General features: G+C 72.4%; 15 protein-coding genes and 1 riboswitch. Of the genes, 8 read left to right on the top strand and 7 right to left on the bottom strand.

The features are described from left to right. Window positions 1-18: 18 nt before the first annotated feature. Window positions 19-1,302, bottom strand: coding sequence for an extracellular solute-binding protein (locus ACZ34W_RS05775; RefSeq protein ID WP_329489547.1), 1,284 nt, complete (start codon window positions 1,300-1,302; stop codon window positions 19-21). Between the two features lie 336 nt (window positions 1,303-1,638). On the opposite strand from ACZ34W_RS05775, the gene ACZ34W_RS05770 reads away from it, so the two are divergent. The 4 genes from ACZ34W_RS05770 (at window position 1,639) to ACZ34W_RS05755 (ending at window position 5,593) form a co-directional block, all read left to right on the top strand. Next, the gene (locus ACZ34W_RS05770) at window positions 1,639-2,430 is read left to right on the top strand and encodes a GntR family transcriptional regulator (protein WP_329489546.1); all 792 of its coding nucleotides are present in this window, start codon (window positions 1,639-1,641) and stop codon (window positions 2,428-2,430) included. A gap of 319 nt (window positions 2,431-2,749) precedes the next feature. Beyond that, on the top strand, window positions 2,750-3,007 hold the full coding sequence (locus ACZ34W_RS05765; protein ID WP_465602061.1) for a DUF3311 domain-containing protein: 258 nt from the start codon (window positions 2,750-2,752) through the stop codon (window positions 3,005-3,007). Continuing rightward, a complete protein-coding gene (gene mctP, locus ACZ34W_RS05760; RefSeq protein WP_465602058.1) occupies window positions 3,004-4,617 on the top strand; it encodes a monocarboxylate uptake permease MctP in 1,614 nt (537 codons plus the stop codon). Before ACZ34W_RS05765 ends, mctP begins: the two co-directional genes overlap by 4 nt. A 154-nt stretch (window positions 4,618-4,771) precedes the next feature. Beyond that, window positions 4,772-5,593, top strand: coding sequence for a histidine phosphatase family protein (locus ACZ34W_RS05755; protein ID WP_329489543.1), 822 nt, complete (start codon window positions 4,772-4,774; stop codon window positions 5,591-5,593). 46 nt (window positions 5,594-5,639) lie between these two features. Here the strand turns inward: ACZ34W_RS05755 and ACZ34W_RS05750 are convergent, their stop codons facing one another. Continuing rightward, window positions 5,640-6,596 carry a helix-turn-helix domain-containing protein gene (locus ACZ34W_RS05750; protein ID WP_329489542.1) on the bottom strand — a complete coding sequence of 319 codons (957 nt, stop codon included), beginning with the start codon at window positions 6,594-6,596 and terminating at the stop codon, window positions 5,640-5,642. A gap of 442 nt (window positions 6,597-7,038) precedes the next feature. Between ACZ34W_RS05750 and ACZ34W_RS05745 the strand changes: the two genes are divergently transcribed. Both ACZ34W_RS05745 and ACZ34W_RS05740 read left to right on the top strand, forming a co-directional pair. Further along, window positions 7,039-7,533: a GNAT family N-acetyltransferase gene (locus ACZ34W_RS05745; protein ID WP_329489541.1), complete on the top strand. Its 495-nt coding sequence runs from the start codon at window positions 7,039-7,041 to the stop codon at window positions 7,531-7,533. 182 nt (window positions 7,534-7,715) lie between these two features. Beyond that, window positions 7,716-9,962: an acyltransferase family protein gene (locus tag ACZ34W_RS05740; protein ID WP_465602055.1), complete on the top strand. Its 2,247-nt coding sequence runs from the start codon at window positions 7,716-7,718 to the stop codon at window positions 9,960-9,962. Here the strand turns inward: ACZ34W_RS05740 and ACZ34W_RS05735 are convergent. The 5 genes from ACZ34W_RS05735 to ACZ34W_RS05715 form a co-directional block, all read right to left on the bottom strand. Continuing rightward, entirely contained in the window at window positions 9,932-11,131 is a 1,200-nt protein-coding gene (locus ACZ34W_RS05735) for a glycoside hydrolase family 113 (RefSeq protein WP_465602053.1), read from the bottom strand. The genes ACZ34W_RS05740 and ACZ34W_RS05735 overlap by 31 nt on opposite strands. 26 nt (window positions 11,132-11,157) lie before the next feature. Continuing rightward, on the bottom strand, window positions 11,158-12,609 hold the full coding sequence (locus tag ACZ34W_RS05730) for a glycosyltransferase family 2 protein (protein ID WP_329489538.1): 1,452 nt from the start codon (window positions 12,607-12,609) through the stop codon (window positions 11,158-11,160). 71 nt (window positions 12,610-12,680) lie between these two features. Next, the gene (locus ACZ34W_RS05725; RefSeq protein ID WP_465602050.1) at window positions 12,681-13,517 is read right to left on the bottom strand and encodes a hypothetical protein; all 837 of its coding nucleotides are present in this window, start codon (window positions 13,515-13,517) and stop codon (window positions 12,681-12,683) included. Window positions 13,518-13,666: 149 nt separating this feature from the next. After that, on the bottom strand, window positions 13,667-15,130 hold the full coding sequence (locus ACZ34W_RS05720; protein WP_465602048.1) for a glycoside hydrolase family 26 protein: 1,464 nt from the start codon (window positions 15,128-15,130) through the stop codon (window positions 13,667-13,669). A 169-nt stretch (window positions 15,131-15,299) separates the two neighbouring features. Next, window positions 15,300-16,550 (bottom strand): hypothetical protein, encoded by a 1,251-nt coding sequence (locus tag ACZ34W_RS05715; protein WP_465602045.1) that lies wholly within the window; start codon window positions 16,548-16,550, stop codon window positions 15,300-15,302. A 383-nt stretch (window positions 16,551-16,933) separates the two neighbouring features. Further along, window positions 16,934-17,060, top strand: a riboswitch (cobalamin riboswitch). A 189-nt stretch (window positions 17,061-17,249) separates the two neighbouring features. Here ACZ34W_RS05715 and ACZ34W_RS05710 point away from each other — a divergent pair. Together ACZ34W_RS05710 and ACZ34W_RS05705 are read left to right on the top strand one after the other, a co-directional pair. Next, window positions 17,250-19,655, top strand: a complete 2,406-nt coding sequence (locus ACZ34W_RS05710; protein WP_465602183.1) for a ribonucleoside-diphosphate reductase subunit alpha — start codon at window positions 17,250-17,252, stop codon at window positions 19,653-19,655. Window positions 19,656-19,690: 35 nt separating this feature from the next. Continuing rightward, window positions 19,691-20,686 (top strand): ribonucleotide-diphosphate reductase subunit beta, encoded by a 996-nt coding sequence (locus ACZ34W_RS05705; RefSeq protein WP_329492241.1) that lies wholly within the window; start codon window positions 19,691-19,693, stop codon window positions 20,684-20,686. Window positions 20,687-20,765 lie beyond the last annotated feature (79 nt).

The following is a 20,765-nucleotide window of genomic DNA, read 5'->3' as shown; positions in this document are numbered from 1 at the left end:
AGCGACGCCGCTCGACTACTACTGCTTGGCGTTCAGACGCTTGGCGATCTCGTCGTCGGCCTTCTTGGCGGCGGCGGCGTAGTCACCGGTCAGGGCGCCGGTCAGGAACTCCTTGATGGGGTTCGGGTTGTTCTCGACGCTCGCCCAGTTCGGCGTGGTCGGGGTGATCCCGCCGGAGGAGGCGGCGACCTTGGCGGCGGCGGCGAAGTCGCCGACCACCTTGTCGTCCAGCGACTTCTTGTTCGGGATGCTGCCGGCACCCGCGACGAGACCCTCGTTCTTGTCGTTGAGGGCGATCTTCAGGAAGTCCTTGGCCATGTCGGTGTTCTTGCTCGCCTGGGCGATGGCCAGGTTCGAGCCGCCGAGGAACACGCCGGAGGCCTTGTCGGCGGTCTTGCCCGGGAGCGGGAAGTAGCCGATCTTCTCCTTCGGCATCTCCTTCTCGGTCGGGATCTCCCAGCCGAGGCCGATGATCGAGCCGATGTCGCCCTTGGCGAAGACGTCCTTCTGCTGCGGCTTGGCCTCGTCACCGTCCTTGGCGGCGGTGGCCGAGTAGCTCTGCAGCTTCTTGTAGGTGTCGAAGGCCTTCTGCGCCTCGGGGGTCGACAGACCGCCGGCCCACTTGTCGCCGTCCTTCTTCGCCAGCTTGCCGCCCTCGCTGGTGAGCAGACCGAAGTAGGTGTACCACTCCTGGCCCGGCATGTAGATCGGGTCGGTGACGCCGGGGACGGCCTTGACCTTCTCCAGGTCGGCGTAGAACTCGTCCAGGGTCTTCGGCGGCGTGGTGATGTTCGCCTTGCCCCAGATCTCCTTGTTGTAGGCGACCACGCGGTTGGTCACGAACCACGGGGCGGCGTACTGCTTGCCGTCCAGGATCGCGGACTCGCTCTGGTTGTCGTTCCAGTCGGCACCGCCCAGGGCGGCCTTGTCCTTGGTGATGTCGAGGAGACCACCGGTGGCCGCGTAGCCCGCGGTCTGGGTGTTGCCGACCTCGAGGACGTCGACCGAGCCCTCGGACAGCGCGGCGGTGACCTTGGGGCCGATGCCGGTCCACTCCTGGATCTGGTACTCGACCTTGGAGCCCGGGTAGGTGGACTCGAACTCGGTCTTGACCGCGTCGTCCCAGCCCTTGGGGGCCGAGCCGGACATCAGCCACACCTTGAGCGTCTTGCCGCTGTAGTTCTTGGCGGCGGACGAGGACGAGCCGGCCTTGTCGCCGTCGCTCTTGGCGTCCGAACCACAAGCCGCCAGGCCGACGACCATTGCTGCGACGCCGACCGCCGCGATGAGCTGACGCTTCACGCCATCCTCCTGAGGGATGCCTGAGTGACCCCCGTCGGGTGGCAGCGGCAGACCCACATAAAGCGGGAGGAAAGGTGCCGCGGACCCCATCGAACGGGTGGGGGGATTCATAGTTACCGATCTAGTGGTGTAGACCAGATGCCTGGAGCTTGGCCTAGACCAATGGGCCTGTCAACGGCTCTTAGACCGATCCGGACCACCCGTTATCAAGCCGACACCGCACATCGTTCATCGCGTGATGAGGTATTCGTTCCGTAGCCATACATGCAACGATGTGAGTTGTTAACGATGCGGCGGGGCGCCCAAAGACCCCGCGAGAAGCGGGAGACAGGTCCGATGAGCAGCGACGGGGGCAGCACGGCCCAGGTCAACGACCCCCAGGTGAAGAACCTCCCCGCGCAGACCGGCGCGGACGCCACCGCGCGGGTGCCCAAGTACTACGGCCTCAAGCGGCATCTGCTGCAGCTCACCGAGACCCAGCCGGCCGGTACCCCGGTACCGCCCGAACGGGCACTCGCCGCCCAGTTCGACACCTCGCGCACCACCGTCCGCCAGGCCCTCCAGGAGCTGGTGGTCGAGGGGCGGCTGGAGCGCATCCAGGGCAAGGGCACCTTCGTCGCCAAGCCCAAGGTCGCCCAGGCGCTCCAGCTCACCTCCTACACCGAGGACATGCGCGCCCAGGGCCTGGAGCCCACCTCCCGGCTGATCGAGATCGGCTACATCACCGCCGACGACCGGCTGGCCCCGCTGCTGGACATCAAGCCCGGCGGGCGGGTGCTGCGGATCGAGCGCCTGCGGCTGGCCAACGGCGACCCGATGGCCATCGAGGTCGCCCACCTCTCCGCGAAGCGCTTCCCGGCCCTGCGCCGCAACCTGGCCAAGCACAACTCGCTGTACACGGCCCTGCGCGAGGTGTACGGCGTGACGGTGGCCGAGGCCGAGGAGACCATCGAGACCACCCTGGCCACCCCGCGCGAGGCCGGGTTGCTCGGCTCCGACCTCGGACTGCCGATGCTCCAGCTCGCCCGGCACTCCTTCGACGCGGACGGCGACCCGGTCGAGTGGGTGCGGTCCATCTACCGCGGCGACCGGTACAAGTTCATCACCCGGCTCAAGCGCCCCGAGTAGGCTTCCGGCCGCTCCCCCACCGCTCTCCCGGCACCGGCGTACGCACGGCGTACGCCGGTGCCTTCGTGCACGGGCCCGGCGCGCGGCGGCCCGCCCCGGCGCGCGGAGCGTCCGGAATGCGGGAAGTTCTGTCGTTCCCGGTGACACAGATCACGCCATGCTCTAGATTTCGCAGCCGTATTGACTGTCGATCACCAGTGGTGCTGCTCGGCGGGTTCCGGGGGGCTGTGCGGTGCTCCGGGGCTGCGGCGCCGTCGGGGTGAGCCCTCTGGAGCGGAGCCGAACCATGTCGTCAGATCCTGCTGCCACCGAACCTGTCATGCCCGAGCCACCGGGCCCGGCGGCCGTGCCGGCGGTGACCCCGGAACGGGTCCTGGCCGGGCTCGCCCTGCTGGTGCCGATCGTCGCGATGCTCTGGGTGTCCTCGTACGACAAGACCGACCCCGAGGCGGGCGGGGTGCCCTTCTTCTACTGGTACCAGCTGCTCTGGGTGCCGGTCTCGGCCGTCTTCACGGTGGCCGCGTACCTGCTGATCAACCGGGACGAGAAGGCCCGCAGGGCGGGTGGCGCACGATGAGCGGCGTCAACGTACCGGCCCTGACCGTCTTCGTCCTCTTCTTCGTGCTGGTCACCGTGATGGGCTTCATGGCCTCGCGCTGGCGCCGGGCCGACGACGCCCTGCACCTGGACGAGTGGGGCCTGGGCGGCCGCAGCTTCGGGACCTGGGTGACGTGGTTCCTGCTCGGCGGCGACCTCTACACCGCCTACACCTTCGTCGCCGTCCCGGCGGCGGTCTACGCGACCGGCGCGGCCGGCTTCTTCGCGGTGCCGTACACGATCATCGCGTACCCGCTGGTCTTCCTCTTCCTGCCCCGGCTCTGGTCGGTCTCCCGGGTGCACGGCTACGTCACCCCGGCCGACTTCGTGCGCGGGCGGTACGGGTCCAAGCCGCTCGCCCTGGTCGTGGCGCTGACCGGCATCCTGGCCACGATGCCCTACATCGCGCTCCAGCTGGTCGGCATCCAGGCGGTGCTGGACGTGCTGGGCGTCGGCGGCGGGGAGAACGCCAACTGGTTCGTCAAGGACCTGCCGCTCTTCATCGCCTTCGGCGTGCTGGCCGCCTACACCTACTCCTCCGGGCTGCGGGCGCCGGCGCTGATCGCCTTCGTCAAGGACGCCCTGATCTACATCGTGATCATCGTCGCGGTGATCTACATCCCGCTGCGGCTCGGCGGCTACGGGCACATCTTCGACGCCGTCGGCGAGAAGTTCAGCGCTCCCAAGTCGGCCGGCTCGCTCACCGTGCCCGAGAACAAGCAGTGGACGTACGCCACGCTGGCGATCGGCTCGGCGATGGCGCTCTTCATGTACCCGCACTCGGTGACCGGCGTGCTGGCCTCGAAGTCCCGCAACACCGTCCGCCGCAACATGGCGATCATGCCCGCCTACTCGCTGATGCTGGGCCTGCTGGCGCTGCTCGGCTTCATGGCGATCGCGGCCGGCATCGGCAAGGGCGACAAGAAGTTCAACGCCCAGCTCTCGGTGCCGCAGCTGTTCGAGAACATGTTCCCGGACTGGTTCACCGGCGTGGCCTTCGCGGCGATCGGGATCGGCGCGCTGGTGCCGGCCGCCATCATGTCGATCGCGGCGGCCAACCTCTTCACCCGCAACGTCTACAAGGAGTTCCTGAAGCCGGCCGCCACCCCCGCCGACGAGACCAGGGTCGCCAAGCTGGCCTCGCTGCTGGTCAAGGTCGGCGCGCTGGTCTTCGTGCTCAGCATGGACAAGCAGGCGGCCATCAACCTGCAGCTGCTCGGCGGGCTGTGGATCCTGCAGACCTTCGTCTCGATCGTCGGCGGCCTGTTCACCCGGTGGTTCCACCACTGGGCGCTGTTCGCCGGCTGGGCGGTCGGCATGATCTACGGCACCTGGGAGGCGTACGACATCGCCAGCCCCGCCACCAAGCACTTCGGCGGGAACGCCGCCGAGATCCCCGGCATCGGCGAGCTCGGCTACATCGGCCTCACCGCCTTCGTGCTCAACCTGGTCGTCTCGGTGGTGCTCACCCTGGTGCTCCGGGCGGTCAAGGCGCCGGACGGGCCGGACGAGACCCGGCCGGGCGACTACAGCGCCGAATCCGGCGACGAAGAGCTGAAGAACGCGCCGGAGCCCGTGGCGGCGCACTGATTCGCTCCGCGCGCGCCCTGTGACCGCGCCGCCTCCTCCGTGAACACTGGAGGAGGCGGCGCGATCATATGTATGAACGGCCGCACACGCAGGGCACCACCAGACCGGACCGGCATCCGGCCGGCACCCGATCGACCCACGGGGAGCAGCGGCGATGGCAGAGCTCGGCACCACACTCAACGGTCAGCACCAGTCCACCCACCGGCCCGGCCCGCAGGTCACCGCGGCGCCCTACCCGGCGGCGCCCGCCCCGCACACCGCGCCGGTGACGGCCCCCGGCCCGCTGCCGTCCGTGCTGATCGCCACCCGGCACGGCGAGTCCACCGCCAACGTCGAGTTCCAGCTCGCCGAGGCGGCCGGCGCGCTGAGCGTGCCGATCAGCTGCCGCGACGCCGACATCCCGCTCTCGCTCCAGGGCCGGCAGCAGGCCCAGGCGCTCGGCCGCTGGTGGGCCGGCCTGCCCAGCGCCGACCGCCCGCGCAGCGTCTGGTGCTCCCCCTACGAGCGCACCACCGAGACCGCCCGGATCGCGCTGGCCCAGGCCGCCGGGCTGGGCGCGGTACCGGTCTCGCTCGCCGTCCGCTACGACGAGCGGCTGCGCGACCGGGAGCTGGGCATCCTGGAGATGCTGCCCAAGGCCGCGATCGAGGCCAGGCACCCGGACGAGGCCGCGAGACGCCGCAAGATGGGCGAGCTCTACTACCGCCCGCCCGGCGGGGAGTCCTGGGCGGACGTGGCCCTGCGGGTGCGCAGCGTGCTGCGCGACATCTGCGCGGAGGAGGCCGGGCGACCGGTCCTGCTGGTCGCGCACGACTGTACGGTGCTGATGCTCCGCTACGCGCTGGACCGGCTCACCGAGGCGCAGTTGACGGCCCTGGACACGGTCCGCAACTGCTCCACCAGCCTGTGGCGGGCCGAGGCCGGGCGGCTGCGCCCGGCGCACTGGAACGACACCGGGCACCTGACGCTCGGCTGAGGCCGCGGGCCGTCGGCCGACGGCGGCGGGCCCGGGCGGGCCGCCGTCAGCCGGCCGCCGGTTCGGCGAAGCAGCGGCGGTACGCCAGCGGGGTCGTGCCGAGCCGGCGGCCGAAGTGGTGCCGCAGGGTGGCGGCGTTGCCGAAGCCGCAGCGCGCGGCGATCGCGTCGACCGGCTCGGCGGTGCTCTCCAGCAGCCGCTGGGCGAGCAGCAGCCGCTGCCCGGTGAGCCAGCGGTGCGGGGTGGTGCCGGTCTCCTGCTGGAAGCGGCGGGCGAAGGTGCGCGGCGACAGGTGCACCCGGGCCGCCAACTGCTCGACGGTGGACTCCTCGTCCAGGTGGTGGCGCATCCAGTCGAGCAGCGGCGCGAGGGACTCGCCGTCCCCCTCGGGCAGCGGCCGGGCGACGAACTGGGCCTGGCCGCCCTCCCGGTGCGGGGCCACCACCATCCGTCGGGCGATCCCCCGGGCCACCTCGGCGCCCTGGAACCGGCGGACCAGGTGCAGGCAGGCGTCGATGCCCGCCGCCGTGCCGGCCGAGGTGATCACCGGGTCGTCGTCCACGTAGAGCACGTCCGGCTCGACGGTGGTCCGCGGGAACCGGGCGGCCAGCTCCGCGGTGTGCCGCCAGTGCGTGGTCGAGCGGCGGCCGTCCAGCAGCCCCGCGGCGCCGAGCACGAAGGCGCCGCTGCAGATCGAGAGCACCCTGGCACCGCCCTCCACCGCCGCGCGCACGGCGTCCACCAGCGGCTCCGGGTAGTGCGGGCGCACCCCGGTGGCGGTCACCACGACGAGGTCGGCCCCGGCGAGCCGCTCCGGGCCGTACGGCACGTCCACCGAGAAGCCGGCGTGGGTGCGGTGCGGCCCGGGGCGGGCACCGGCGACGGCGAAGTCGTACCGGGGCAGGCCGTCCGCGCTGCGGTCCAGGCCGAAGACCTCGCAGGCCACCCCGAGTTCGAAGGGGTGGAGCTCCTCCAGCACCACCGCGACCACGTTCTTCAGCATGCCGCCCAGGATGCCTCCCCGGGGAGCCCGCGGGGAAGGGCCCGGTGGCAGGATTTCGATGGGATCGGGCATTCCTGCCACTCGTGGCCGGCCTGCCGCGCCGCGAGAGTGGAGCCATGGACTCCGACACGCTCGCAAGTGCACTCGCCCTGGTCGGGACCGTCGGCGGTTTCGGACTGCTCGGCACCCTGATCGGGCGCGACGTGGCCCGCGGCGCCGCCACCGGCCGCGACAACTGGCACCGGCCCGGCGGGTACCCCGTCGACCCGGCGCTGCCCGACCGGCTCTACGGCACCATGCCGGCCGCCTCGCTGCGCCCCGACGCCGACCCGGCCGCCACCACCACCCCCGCCGTCGCCGGCCCCGCGGCGGCCGCTGCCACCGGTCCGCGGGCGGCCGCCCCGGCGCCCGCCGCCGGACGCGGCTCCGGCACACTGACCGGATGGACATCGTCATCCGCCCGGCCCGCGAAGCGGACCTCGAAGCAGCCGGCCACGTCACCGTCGAGGCCTTCGTCGGCGACGGTTACACCTCGCCCGAGAGCCAGTACGTCGACCTCCTGCGGGACACCGCCCGCCGGGCCCGGGAGGCCGAGCTCCTCGTCGCGGTCGACGCGGCCGAAGGACGGGTGCTCGGCTGCGTGACCTTCGCCGTGGGCGGCACCGAGTGGGCCGACATCGCCACCCCGGACGAGGGCGAGATCCGGATGCTCGCCACCGCGTCGGCCGCCCGCGGCCGGGGCGTCGGCGAGAGCCTGGTGCGCGCCGCCCTGACCCGCAGCCGCGAACTCGGCCTGGCCGGGATGGCCTTCTCCACCCGCCCCGACATGACGGCCGCCCACCGCATCTACGAGCGGATCGGCTTCCGCCGGACCCCGGAACGCGACTGGGCGCCGTACCCGGGGATGGACCTGATGGTCTACAGCATGGCCTTCTGACGGCCCACCGGGGGCGGTCCGGCCGCGGGCCGGCCCGCCGGTCAGGGGGCGGCGGAGCGGCGGGCCGGGGACCGGATCGGCCGGCTGCCCCGGCGGCCGACGAACGATCAGGCCGCTCTTTTGATATAAACCTCTGATCGAGACACGTCGTGGTAGCCCATCGATCAGAGGAGCAGCACCTCATGTACGACGGGCCCGGCATCGGCGCGCCCTCCGCGGCGAGCGGACCCACCCTGCAGGACATGCGCGAGGCGCGCGGGATCCCCGCGCCGCGCGGCAGCCGGTACGCGATCCCCGCGGAGCCGCCCGCCCCCCGGCGGCCGGTTCCGCCGTCGGTGCGCTTCAAGGCGGTGGACGGCCTGCGCGGCCTCGCCATCGCCTCCGTGCTGCTCTACCACACCAACTGGTTCCAGAACGGCCTGTTCGGTGTGGACGCCTTCTTCGTCCTCTCCGGCTTCCTGGTCACCCTGGTCCTGATCCGGGAGCTGGACCGCACCGACGGCATCGCCCTCGGCGTCTTCTACCGCCGTCGGGCCAAGCGGCTGCTGCCCGGCCTGCTGGTCACCGTGCTCCTGGTGGTCCTCGTCTCGGCCCTGCTCAGCCCGCTCAAGGACGTGAAGGAGCTGCGCCCGCAGGCGCTGGCCGCGCTGGCCCAGGTCGCCAACTGGGCGCAGTTGGAGCGCGGTGACGCCTACTGGCAGCACTTCGCCGGCATCGACCCGCTGGCCGCGATGTGGTCGCTCAGCATCACCGAGCAGTTCTACGTGGTCTGGCCGCTGCTGCTGCTGCTGATCTACGCCGTCTGCCGCCGCTCGCTCAAGGCCGCGGGCATCGTGACCGGTGTGCTGTTCGCCGGCGCCGCCGCCGTCGCCCCGCTGATGTGGAACGGCTCCAACAGCGACCGGCTCTACCTGGGCACCGAGTCCCGCGCGGTCGGTTTCGCGGCCGGCGCCGCCGCCGCCTTCGTGGTCTACCTGCGGCTGCGCCGCACGGTCCAGGAGGGTCCGGAGTCGGGCTCGCGGGCCCAGCGGCGTTCGCCCGGCCGTCCGGGGGCCGGGAGCACGGTGCTGCCCACCGTGGTCGGCACCCTCGCGCTGGGCGGCCTGGTCTGGGCCAGCCTCAGCGTGGACAACTACCACGAGCCCTGGCTCTACCGGGGCGGGCTGGCCGGCGTCGCGGTGCTCTCGGCCGTCCTCGCCGCCTCGCTCTGCCACGACCGCGGTCCGCTGGTCCGGCTCCTCGCACTGCCGCCGCTGCGGCTCACCGGCACCATCTCCTACAGCCTCTACCTGCTGCACCTGCCGGTCTACTGGCTGCTCCAGCGGTTCGTCGACGACATCTCGCCGGCGCTGCTGCTGGCCATCGGCGCGCCCGTCTCGTGGGTGCTGGCCTGGCTGCTGCACACCGGCACCGAGCGGCTGCGGGTGCTGCGCTGGCGGCCGCTGCCGACCGTCCCGCTGCTGGCCGCCGCCGCGCTGACGGCCACCGCCGGCGCCTGGTACCTGCCCGCCTGGGTCGAGCACGACATGCGCGGCGGCCCCGCCGACAAGCCGCTGGTACTCGCCCTCGGCGACTCCTTCTCCGAGGACCTGGCCACCGGCCTGTACCGGCACGGCGACCGCTTCCGGGTGGTCGACGGCGGCATCAGCGGCTGCGGCGTGTTCGGCTCCGAGAAGGTCCGCGGCACCTCCCGGGTGGAGTTCGACACCACGGACGACTGCCGCGACCGCACCGCGCTCTGGGCGAAGAGCCTGGACGGCGTCCAGGCGCAGGCGGTCGTCCTGCACCTCGGCTGGGACGCCGCCGAGCAGTACCTGGACGGCAGCTGGCTCAACCCCTGCGACGAGGACTACCGCACCCGGTACACCGCCCAGCTCACCCAGGCGACGGACCTGGTCCGTGAGCGCGCGCACGGTGCCCGGGTGCTGCTGATGAACGAGCGGGTGCAGAACGGCGCGATCAGCAAGACCTGGGGCACCTGCTACAACCAGCAGGTCGGCGACTTCGTGAAGGCCTCCGGCGGCGCCGTCCAGCTGCTCGACCTGAACGCCTTCTACTGCCCCGGCGGCAGCTGCCTCTGGAAGGACCGGAACGGCCACCTGGTCTCCCCCGCCACCGACGGCGTGCACCTCACGCCGGCCGGCATGCGGCTGGTGACGCCGTGGCTGGAGCAGCAGATCGCGGACGCGCTGGCCGGGGTCCGGCCGCCGGATGCGCCGGCTCCCCAGCCGACGCCGACCGCCCCGGCGACGCCGACCGCCCCGCCGGCCACCGAACAGGCCACCCCGACCGAGCAGCCGTCCCCGAGCCACTCGACGACCCCGTCCCGCAAGCCCACCACCACGCCGTCCCGCAAGCCCACCACCGGCCCGAGCCGGGCGGCGACCCCGCCGGCCGGTCAGCCGGCCGCGGCCTCCGGGACGGCGTAGGTCTGCGCGAAGCAGTCGCGGATCGCCTGCTCGGAGGCGGGGCGCCCGGCGAAGTCCATCCGCGGGGTGTCCTGGTTGGTGGGCAGGGTCGGGTCGATGCCGAAGTAGAGCGACCAGAAGTACAGTCCGGCCAGCTTCCGCTCCTGCGCCACCTGGCAGACCGCGGTGAACCAGGTGGCCTGCACGGGCTCGTTGAGCTCGCGCTTGGTGTAGAAGTCACCGGGCGTCTTGTAGGCGCCCTTCTGGGCCGGGATACCCACCTCGGTCAGCTTGGTGGTCGGCTGCGGGCCCTTGCCTCGCTTGTCCAGCCAGCTGTTCCAGCTGGCCGCCAGGTCGGCCGGGGTGGCGTCGTCCCCGGCCGACCTGGCCGGGAAGTAGGCGTCGACGCCGGTGCGCCCGGTCGGCACCGCGACGGCGCCCTTGGACCAGTTGTCCCAGTTGGCGTCGTAGGCCACCTCGCCGTGGAAGGTCTTCCCGGCCTGCTCGACCAGCGGGGCCCAGTGCGGGTCGGCCTCCAGCGAGTTGAACTCGGTACCGATGGTGAACTCGGTCGCGTCGTGCTCCTCGGCCGCCTTCAGGTAGGGCGCCAGGAAGGCCGCGTAGCTGGCGAACCAGGCGTCCCGGTCGGTGGGGGCGATGTTGCCGCGCCAGCCGTTGTTGGCCGGCTTCAGCGACTCCTCGTCCAGGAGGGGCCGGACGGTGGTGCGCAGGCCCGCCCGGTGCGCGGTGTCCAGCAGGATCGCCAGCCGGTCCGGGCTCGGGGTGGTCGGCCGGGCGGCGACCGCGTTGGACTTGCTGCCCACCGTGTAGAACGGGAAGGACACCGAGAGCGCGTTGGCGTTCAGGCCGACCACGTACTTGACGATGCGGTCCGCCTTGCCCTGGACGAAGCTCTCCGGGTCGGCCGGGTCGTCCAGCCAGTACACCTGGACGCCCCACTCCGGGCTGCCCTTCGCCCACGGCCGGGCCACCTTGGGCCCGGTGTCCTCCGGCGGCGCGTCCTTGCCGAAGCCCCAGACCCGGCCCTGCTCGGCCGGGGCACCGGCCCAGTGCACCTCGGTCGGGCGCTTGTGGTCGAACTTGATCGGGTGGTCGCCCCAGACGATCGGCACGCCCACGGTGAGGCCGAGCACGACGGTCGGCAGGATGAAGATGACGAAGCGTTTCATATCTGGCAGCAGTCCCTGGTCGCCGGTCAGGCCGGCTTGGCGATGACGACGAACTTGTTCTCCTCGCGGCGCAGGAACTTGATCAGTCCCCGCATCCCGCCCCAGCCCTCCAGCAGGGAGAACAGCGGGATGGCCGCCACCACCGCCATCGGCTCCCACCACTTGCGCCGGTGGTCGGCCGAGCCCACCACGTTCAGGCGCAGGCCCTCCCAGTACGTCCAGATCACGTAGGCGAAGTTGATCGACCAGATCAGCACCACCGACTGGGTCACCGGCGAGGTGTTCATCGTCCCGGTGAACCAGGCGATCAGCAGCACCAGGCCGACGTGCTGGAGAGGTCCGAGCACCCAGCTGACCATGCCCATCCCGATGAACAGCCGGAACCGCAGCGGGATGCTCTTGTTGAAGCAGAGCGCCACCAGGCCCCAGGCCCAGCGCTCGCGCTGCTTGAGGAAGTCCTTGAGGCCGGCCGGCGAGGCGCCGTAGCAGCGGCCGTTGAACCAGTCGCTGCGGCCGGGGTAGCGCACGCAGAAGTTGAGCGCCATCTGGGCGTCCTCGACGATGGTGTCGGGGCCGAAGTCCCAGCCGATGGTGGCCTCCACCGAGGAGCGCACCAGCAGCAGTTCGCCGTGCACGCCGGCGATCGGCGTCCCGGTCCCGGTCATCGCGCGGAAGCGGGCGATGTCGTCGGCCGGGCGGATCGCGTCGGCGAGCCAGGTGAAGGTGGAGACGGCGTTCTCCCGGGGGTACGTCAGGATCCCCTGGGCCATGTGCTTGGCGTCGTCCCCGGCCCGGCGCTGCCGGTTGATGAACTGGGCCACCGCGGCGGCGGTGTCCGGCCCGACCCCGGTGTCGTCGTCCATGTGCAGCACCCAGACGTCGTCCTCGGCCTCGCCCTCCTCGATCCGCAGCTCGTGCGAGTAGTGGTTGGCGCGGGCCTTGAACTTGGTTCCGTTGGGCGTCTGGTAGGCCTTCGGGACGGTCACCACCCGGATCAGCGGGTTGCGGGCGGCGAGCTCGTCGATCTTCTCGCCGGCCGCGCAGCCCTCCTCGGTGAGGATGTCCACCCGCATCCACGGGAAGTAGGCGGGCAGGTGGTCGACGTACGACAGCACCGAGCGCTCCAGCGCCGGGTAGGTGTCGTGCCGGCCGATGGTCGGCACCAGGACGATCAGGTAGTCGTCGTCGACCGGCACCGCCGGGGTCATCCGGTTCGCCTTGCGCAGCCGGCGGCGGACCATCAGCACACCCTGGAAGCCGATCAGCACGCCGAAGACCGGCATGCCCCAGAGGATCGTGATCGCCCAGCCGAGCGGGGTCGGGTTGGGCACGTACGCCCAGAGCGAGAAGCCGAAGATGATCACGAACGAGAGGTAGAACGGGACGATGCGCGGCTTCCACGACATCTGCCGGTCGGCGAGCCGAGCGGCCTCGCGGGACGTGGTGAGTACCGTCCGCGCGGGTGCTGGTGCTGTCATGGCGAAAGTCGTTCCTCGTCTGTTGCGTCTGTCCGTTCACCCCGCCGGTCCGGGCCGGCGGGTCCTGCTCGCTACCCCGGGTAGGGCGGCGTCCCCGGGGCCGGCGGAACCGGCCCGGGCGTCACCGGCGGGGCCGGCCACGAGTGCTGGGGCTGCGGGGGCTGCGGCGGGACGGCGGCCGGCGGCGGGGTCCAGCCGGGCTGCGTCAGGTCGTGCGGGGGGTGCGGAGGCTGCTGGGGCTGCGGAGCCTGCTGGGGCTGCGGGGGCTGCGGAGCCTGCTGGGGCTGCGGCCAGGCCTGCGCGGGCTGCTGGGGCTGGGTCGGCGGGTGGCCGGGAGCCTGGTCCTGCGGCAGCGTCTGCAGCAGCGACCAGTGCAGTTGGCCGGGCTGCTGCCCCGGCTGCTGGGCGGGCAGCGGCTGGAACGGCGAGGGCTGCCCGGCGGCCGCCCACGGGCCCGGCGCCGGTGCCCAGCGGGATCCGGTCCGGCGCAGCGAGACGACCAGCAGCACCGCCAGCGTCGCGGTGACGGCCACCCCGAGCCCGAAGGTCGCCAGCTTCAGCCAGCCCTCGGTGGTGCCGGTGAACCACCGGCGCTGCGGGGCGTCCAGCAGCGCGCCGGTCAGGCTGCGCACCCGGTTGTAGCCCTCGACCAGCGCCACGCCGACCACCACGCCGCGCGCCCAGTCCCGCCCGCGCAGCAGCAGGATGCCGGAGGTCAGGTACAGCACCGCGAAGTTGAGGCTGCCGGTCTCGGCGCCCACCGAGGAGCCGCCGTAGTAGAAGACGCCCTTGGCGTAGGTGGCGAAGCCGACCTGCCAGAAGCAGTTGTAGGCCGCCCAGCCGAGCATCACCGCCCCCCAGGCCACCGCGAGGCCACCGGCCGGACGGTCAGGACGCGCCTGTGTCATCTCCCGTACCCCCGCCCCTGCCGGGCGCACCCGGCTTCAACCCGTTCGATTCCGGGCCACAGGATGCCACACGCGCGAACGGACCAGGAATTCCCCCGGTTCAGGAGGGTGCGGACGTGTTGTCGATCTCACGGACGAGGCCGGCCGGTTCACCGGACGTGCAGACCGCTCCAGTCGACGTCCGCGCCGAACGGGCCGGAGCCGCCGGTGAGCGCCAGGCCGTTGCCGTAGGTGGCCTTGACGTCGGCGTTGGAGTTGCGGGGCTGGTCCGGGGTCAGGTTGTCCGCCGTCAGCGACTGCCCCCAGACCGTCCAGATCGTCCACGGGGTCCGCCGCAGGGTGTCCGGCTGGCGGGAGTTGACCGGCACGGCGAAGGACTCGGCCAGGATCCGCGGCTTGCCGTAGCCGGCCAGGCCGTCGTAGTAGCGCTTGGTCCACACCTCGCCGGTGCCGATCGGGTGCGCCGGGCTGCCGCTGTAGTCGTCCACCCCGACCACGTCGACGTACCGCGCGCCCGGGTAGTAGTCCCACGGATCGACGCCCGGGGCGCCGTCCCAGGAGACCGGCGTCCAGGCGAACAGCAGGTTGTGCAGGCCCCTGGTCTCCACCAGGTAGTGGTAGGTGATCCGCCAGAGCGCCTGGTAGTCGGCGGGTTTGCGGCCCGACCACCAGAAGCCGCGGGCGCAGTCGGCCGCGTTCATCTCGTGGTACGGCCGCAGCAGCACCGGCACGTCGTGGGCCGCCAGGTACTCCAGGTGGTCCGCCAGGAAGGAGAGGTCCGTCAGCAGCGCGCGGTACTCGGGGGTGTCGCCGGCGCTGTCGACGACCCGGCCGAACCAGCCCGGGTCCTTCGCGCCGGGCGAGGCCGAGCAGAGCACCCGGTCGAAGGACTTCACGTCCGAGCCCGGGTACGGCTCGTGGAAGGACATCCCGACCAGTCCGGCCGGGCCGCCGCCGTTGTCGGGCAGCTCGGTGCTGGTGCCGTCGCAGTTCTTCCGGGTGCCCGACGCCCCGTAGCTGCCGTCGTCCGGGCGCGGGTGGCCGGACCAGACGGCGGTCATCAGGTCGACGGCGTCGTCGGTGTACTGCCAGCCGACCGCGCAGGCCGGCCAGCGGCCCGCCGAGTAGGAGCGCGGGTTGCCGACGCCCCAGCCGTTCTGGCCGTAGCCGGGGCCGAGGTCGGTCTCGACGAAGCCGGGCAGCCGGCCGGTGATGTCGGCGGCCTTCTTGTAGTAGTAGCCGACCGGCTTGGTCCCCCGGTAGTCCCCGTAGTCGGGGTTGTAGAGCTCGTTGTGCGCCTCGACGTGCTGGCCGATCACCGTCCCGCCGGAGCGGCCGGCGCGGGCCGCGCTCTCCAGGTCGGCGAGGAGTTGCTGGACGGCCCGCGCGTTGGGCGAGGCCTGCGGGTCGCGGGCCAGCAGCTCGCGGCCGACCTCCGGCGCCAGGGTGCGCCCGGCGCCGCCCAGGGTGAGCGTGCTGCGGGCGGGCGCGTCCCGGCGGTCGCCGTCGGCCCGGCCGTCCTGGCCGACCAGCACCACCGCGCCGGCGGCGAGCAGCGCGCCGGCCGCGGCCAGCACGGCCGGTTTGGCACGCAGCGCGCGGGGCAGGGCCACGGACACTCCTCCGGATGCTCACCGGCACCGGCCTGCGCCGTCACAACCGGAACACGTGTACGACTGACAGGCGGTGAGCCTGCCACATCCCCCGGGGCCGGGGCGAGCGGACCCGCCGGGCGCGAACCGGGGCGGGCCCGGCCGGAACCGGGCCGAACCGGGCGGACCGTCAGCCCGCCGGGGTGGCGGCCGGTGCGCCGCCCGCCGCCTTGGTGCGCTGGAGGAGCTGGTTCTTCACGTGCTCGTCGAAGCCCGCGGCGGCCGCGGTCGCGGCGGCGTCCGCGGTGTTGCCGCCCTTGGCGGAGCCCTCGACGGTGAAGAAGCCGTACCGGCCCAGGGTGCCCTTGGTGTTGGTGCAGCCGGGGGTGGTGCAGAACGCCGGCGAGCCGGGGGCCGCGGCGCCCTTGAGGTGGCCGACGTAGTTCTTCACCGCGGTCTCGGCCTGCTGCTTGTGGTCGAAGACCGCGACGCCGACCGTCACCGCGCTGTCGCCGGAGACGTAGGTGGCCCGGAGCACCTGGCGGCAGCCCTGGTCACCGAGGACCTTGCCGAGGCCGCCGACCGTGGAGTTGCCGTCCCAGCAGGGCGAGTCGAGCGAGACCACGGTGCGGTTCCAGGTGGCGCCGTTGACCGTCACGGTGAGCGCCGAGAAGAGCGCCGCCGCGTCCTGCGGAGCCGGGTCGGTGGTCGCCTCCCAGAGCGGCTTCGACGGGTCCTCGGGCGTGGCGCTCGGGGTGGCCGTCGGGGACGCCTTGCCGGACGCCGTGGGCGCCGGCGGCTGGGTGGCCGCCGTGGCGGCGCCGGTGGGATCCGCGACCGGCTTCTTGTCGTCGCCCTTGTTCAGGAACAGCAGGCCGCCGGCGACCAGGCCGCCGACCACCAGGAGGGCGACCACGCCGCCGATGATCCGCGTCCGGCCCTTGCGCTTGGCCTCCGCCTCGTTCCGGTCCGCGAGGGCGGCCCAGTCCGGCTCGGCGTGCTGCGGCACGGGCTGGGGGTGCTGGGGCTGCGGCTGCCACTGGTGCTGCGGCGGCTGCGGCTGGACATGCTGCTGGTGCACCGGGGGCTGGGGCTGCGGCTGCACCGGCGCCGGCTGCTGCGGGACCGGCTGCGGCACGGGCGGCTGGACCTGCTGCGGCGGCTGCGGCTGCGGCACGGACGGCACCGGCGGCTGGACCGGCTGCGGCGCGGGCACCGGCGGCCCGTACGAGGCGGGCGGCGGACCGAACCCGCCCGGGGCCGGCGGCACCGGCTGCGGCGCGCCGGGGTACGGCGCGGGCGGCGGGCCCTGCGGCGGCTGTCCGGGCGTGCCCGGCTGCTGGTTCTGCGCGCCACCCGGCCCGGCGGGAGGGGGCGGCTGCTGCCCCGGCGAGCCGGGTCGGCCGCTCCACTCCCCGGGCGTGCCCGTTCCGTCGCTCATGCGCCCCCCTCACTGCCTTCGGCGGCCGCTCCGCGAATCACGTCGGTGTCGACGACCCGCTGGCTCCGCTCCCTCATGAGCCGAGATCGTAGGGCATGCCCCTGACGGCGGGCCTGCCCGGTGGCCGATCCGTTTCCGAATCCGAACACCGGCCGGGCCCCGGGCAGTCCCGGTGACGCCCTGCGCCGTGGTCCGCGAAGGCCCTGGAACGACCCTGCGGCGGCTCCCGGCGCCGGCCCCCGCGGCGGGCGGCCGGGGGCCGGCCGCAGCCCCGGAACGGCCCCGGAACAGCCCGGGAAAGGCCTCTCACCGGTACCACCTGCGATCACGTCGACACGCGACGCCGCACAACATGTGGGGTCGCATCGAGCGGACACCACTAGATGTATGCTCATCCCTGCTGTCGACGCAGGGGAACCCGGTGCGAGTCCGGGACTGCCCCGCAGCGGTGTGCGGGCGGCTCCGACAGAGCCCGCGAGTCCGAATACCTGCCGACGGCGTGCCGCCTGGCCTCCCCGCAGAGGCCTTTCGCACCAGCACCACTTCCGGGCCTCGCGGGCGGGCCGGGGATGCCACCGTCGCGCGCCGCCTCCGGGCCGGCGCGCCGTGCTCCCCTGCCCCGAACGGTCCGGCCCGAGCCACCGCCGACGCCGATCGCCGCCAGGAGAGAGCGCCTTGACCACCGCTGCCTCAGTCACCCTGCCCGCCCAGGGTTCCAGCTCCGCCCCCGTCGACCCGACGGTGTCCGACCCCGGTGGCGCACTGCTCCGGCTGCTGACCGACCGCAGCGCCGACCTCCCCCAGGTGGACCCCGGCCATGTCGCCGCCGCCGCGCTGCGCGGCCGCCACGCCGGCTCGGACTTCGCCGAGCTGCGCGGGCTGGCCGTGGACGCCGCAGCGTCGATGATCGCCGAGGACCCGCAGTACTCGAAGCTCGCCGCGCGACTGCTCGCGCTGGAGATCGTCGACGAGGCGGTGAGCCAGGGTTCGGTCACCTTCTCGGACTCGATCGCGGTCGGCCACGCCGAGGGCCTGATCGGCGACTCCACCGCCGACTTCGTCGCCAAGCACGCCACCGCCCTGAACGCGCTGATCGACCCCGAGGGCGACGGCCGCTTCGAGTACTTCGGCCTGCGCACCGTCCAGTCCCGGTACCTGCTGCGCCACCCGATCACCCGCAAGGTCGTCGAGACCCCGCAGCAGTTCCTGCTCCGCGTCGCCTGTGGTCTGGCGGTCGGCGACAACGAGCAGTCGGTGCGCGAGGTCTCCGAGCTGTACGGCCTGATGAGCCGGCTGGAGTACCTGACCTCCTCGCCGACGCTCTTCAACTCCGGCACCAAGCACCCGCAGATGTCGAGCTGCTACCTGCTGGACTCGCCGCTGGACAACCTGGACTCGATCTACTCCCGGTACGCCCAGATCGCCCGTCTCTCCAAGCACGCCGGCGGCATCGGCCTGTCCTACTCGCGGATCCGCTCGCGCGGCAGCCTGATCCGGGGCACAAACGGCAAGTCCAACGGCATCGTCCCGTTCCTGCGCACCCTCGACTCCTCGGTCGCCGCGGTCAACCAGGGCGGCCGCCGCAAGGGCGCGGCCTGCGTCTACCTGGAGACCTGGCACGCGGACATCGAGGAGTTCCTGGAGCTGCGCGACAACACCGGTGAGGAGGCGCGCCGCACCCACAACCTCAACCTGGCGCACTGGATCCCGGACGAGTTCATGCGCCGCGTCAACGCGAACGCCGACTGGTCGCTGTTCTCCCCCGCCGACGTGCCCGAGCTGGTCGACCTCTGGGGCGCCGAGTTCGACGAGGCGTACCTGAAGGCCGAGCAGGCCGGCAAGGCCGTCCGCACCATCCCGGCGCAGACCCTCTACTCCCGGATGATGCGCACCCTGGCGCAGACCGGCAACGGCTGGATGACCTTCAAGGACGCCTCCAACCGCGCCGCCAACCAGACCGCGCTGCCCGGCCGCACGGTGCACAGCTCCAACCTCTGCACCGAGATCCTGGAGGTCACGGACGACTCCGAGACCGCCGTCTGCAACCTCGGCTCGGTCAACCTCGGCGCCCACGTCGCCCCCGGTGCCACCGCCGCCGACCTGCTGAACGCGATGGACTGGGACCGCCTGGACGCCACCGTCCGCACCGCCGTCACCTTCCTCGACCGCGTGGTGGACATCAACTTCTACCCGACCCCCGAGGCCGGCGCGTCCAACTCGCGCTGGCGCCCGGTCGGCCTCGGCGTGATGGGCCTCCAGGACGTCTTCTTCCAGCTCCGCCTGGACTTCGACTCCGCCGAGGCGAAGGCCCTCTCCACCCTCATCGCCGAGCGCATCATGCTCACCGCGTACGAGCGTTCCGCCGACCTGGCCGAGCGGCTGGGCCGCCACGAGGCCTACGGCGAGACCCGCGCCGCCCGCGGCGAGCTGCACATCGACCACTTCGGTTCGGCCGCGCCGCAGTGGGCCGGCCGCTGGGAGGCGCTGCGCGCCCGGATCGCCGAGACCGGTCTGCGCAACTCGCTGCTGCTCGCCATCGCCCCCACCGCCACGATCGCCTCGATCGCCGGTGTGTACGAGTGCATCGAGCCGCAGGTCTCCAACCTGTTCAAGCGCGAGACCCTCTCCGGCGAGTTCCTCCAGGTCAACCCGTACCTGGTGCGCGAGCTGAAGGAGCTCGGCGTCTGGGACCAGCAGACCCGGGACGCGCTGCGCGACGCCAACGGCTCCGTCCAGGACCTCAACTGGCTGCCCGCCGAGGTCCGTTCGCTGTACCGCACGGCCTGGGAGCTGCCCCAGCGCGCGCTGATCGACCTGGCCGCCGCCCGGATGCCGTACATCGACCAGAGCCAGTCGCTGAACCTCTTCATGGCGGCGCCCACCATCGGCAAGCTGAGCTCGATGTACGCGTACGCGTGGAAGGTCGGTCTGAAGACCACCTACTACCTGCGGTCGCGGCCCGCCACCCGGATCGCCCAGGCCGCCTCGGGCACCGCCCGCGCCGCCGCGCCGGTGCCGGTGGCGTCCCCGACCCTCAGCCCGGAGGAGGAGGCCGCGCTGGCCTGCTCCCTGGAGAACCCCGAGTCCTGCGAGGCCTGCCAGTGAGCACCACCCCCGAAGCCCGTCCCGACCGCGAGAAGATGCTGCTCGACCCCGGCTTCGAGCTGACCCTGCGGCCGATGCGGTACCCGTCGTTCTACGACCGCTACCGGGACGCGATCAAGAACACCTGGACCGTCGAGGAGGTGGACCTGCACTCCGACGTCGCCGACCTCGCCAAGCTGAGCGACGGCGAGCGGCACATGATCGGCCGGCTGGTCGCCTTCTTCGCCACCGGTGACTCGATCGTCTCCAACAACGTGGTGCTGAGCCTCTACAAGCACATCAACTCCCCCGAGGCCCGGCTCTACCTGTCCCGGCAGCTGTTCGAGGAGGCCGTGCACGTCCAGTTCTACCTGACGCTGCTCGACACCTACCTGCCCGATCCCGAGGACCGCAACGCGGCCTTCGCCGCGGTGGAGAACATCCCCTCCATCCACCAGAAGGCCCAGTTCTGCTTCAAGTACATGAACGCGGTCGACCACATCGACTCGCTGCGGAGCAAGGACGACCGCCGCGCGTTCCTCCTCAACCTGATCTGCTTCGCGGCCTGCGTCGAGGGCCTGTTCTTCTACGGCGCCTTCGCGTACGTGTACTGGTTCCGCAGCCGCGGCCTGCTGCACGGCCTCGCCACCGGCACCAACTGGGTGTTCCGGGACGAGTCCATGCACATGGACTTCGCGATGTCGGTGGTGGACACCGTCCGCGAGGAGGAGCCCGACCTCTTCGACGAGAAGATGGCCCAGCAGGTCACCGAGATGCTGGAGGAGGCCGTCGAGGCCGAGCTCCAGTTCGCCCGTGACCTCTGCGGCGAGGGCCTGCCGGGCATGAACACCGAGTCCATGCGCGAGTACCTGCAGGCGGTGGCCGACCAGCGGCTCGCCCGCCTCGGCCTGCCGATCCGCTACGGCTCCACCAACCCCTTCGGGTTCATGGAGCTGCAGAACGTCCAGGAGCTGACCAACTTCTTCGAGCGCCGGGTCTCCGCGTACCAGGTCGCCGTCGAGGGCTCGGTCTCCTTCGACGACGACTTCTAGGCCCGCCCGGCCCGCCCGGTCCCGCTCCTCCGGGTGCCCGGCCAACAGCCGCCGCCCCGCCCGGTGTTCGCACCGGGCG

The sequence above is a fragment of the Kitasatospora sp. NPDC022856 genome (assembly GCF_055561235.1).
Note: the sequence above shows the minus strand (reverse complement) of the source record. Positions and strands in the feature narration are given on the sequence as shown.